The sequence below is a fragment of the Oleiphilus sp. HI0128 genome, from assembly GCF_001635365.1.
The window spans coordinates 1-1,107 of record NZ_LWGG01000050.1; the positions used below are offsets into that span (position 1 = coordinate 1).

Annotated in this window: 2 protein-coding genes; both read left to right on the top strand. The window is 42.7% G+C overall.

The window, feature by feature from the left end; all coding sequences use genetic code 11:
• Nucleotides 1-389 (top strand): cytochrome c1 (locus tag A3763_RS00725; protein ID WP_197482654.1); only part of this gene is annotated, 389 nt, incomplete at its 5' end.
• 168 nt (nucleotides 390-557) lie between these two features.
• The coding region (locus A3763_RS00730) for a glutathione S-transferase N-terminal domain-containing protein (RefSeq protein ID WP_068759813.1) at nucleotides 558-1,107 on the top strand (550 nt) is incomplete at its 3' end.

Here is a 1,107-nt window from a genome sequence, read left to right on the forward strand (position 1 = left end):
ATAACTACTTGCGTGGATTTTACGCCGATTCAAAGCGCCCTTATGGTGTGAATAACGTAATTTTCAAAGATGTGGGTATGCCGCACGTACTAGCTGGTTTGCAGGGTGTTTGTGCTGTCGCGCCAGAGTTAGGTGTTGAGCCTGTTGTTGATCCATTAAGCGGAAATATTGTTAAGAGTAGTGGTTGTTCTGAATATGCGACAGAAGGAAGCTTGAGTCCTGCTGAATATGACGAAGCGATCTATGATCTGGTTAACTTTTTAGAATATGTTGGTGAGCCTTCTAGGCTTCAAAGTGAGGCACTTGGCCGAAATGTTCTTATATTCCTAGCGTTTTTGTTTGTTTTTGCATACTTCTTGAACAAAGAGTATTGGAGAGATATTCACTAGTTAGCTAGAAAGAAGAATAAAAGCCGTCCATGTGTAGGCATGGAGGGCTTTTTTTGTTTCTATCCAAGAGAATTTTCACGACTGGCTTGTAAATCGTGTATAATTCTGCCCAAATTTAAAACTGTGCTATCAGTGCAGTAAATCTGATTTAAAGGTTGAGGTAAGTATATGGGTGTTGTGACCAAACGTTCGTCCATGACGTTTTTTTCTGATGGTGAGAGCCATTACAGTCACCGGGTAAGAATAGTCTTAGCGGAAAAAGGTGTCGCAGTTGACGTTGTTAACGTTGACCCAGATAACAAGCCTGCTGAGCTTTCTGATCATAATCCATACAATGACTTGCCTACTTTGGTTGACCGCGACTTAGTACTTTATGAGTCGGATATTATGATGGAGTACTTGGATGAGCGCTTTCCGCACCCTCCTTTGTTGCCAGTATATCCGGTTGCTCGAGCGCAAAGCCGCTTGATGATGTACCGAATCCGTAAAGATTGGAGTCGTCTGGCTGATGCAATTCTTGCTGATCCGCATGCTGCGAAGGCGAATGAGTATCGTAAGGAATTGAAAGAAAGCCTGATTGCTACAGCGCCGATTTTTTCAGAAATGCCTTACTTCATGAGTGAAGAGTTTACCATTGTCGATTGCTGTGTTTCTGCCTTGTTGTGGCGTTTACCGGTAATGGGAATTGAGTTAGATGATGTCCAGGCAAAACCGATTT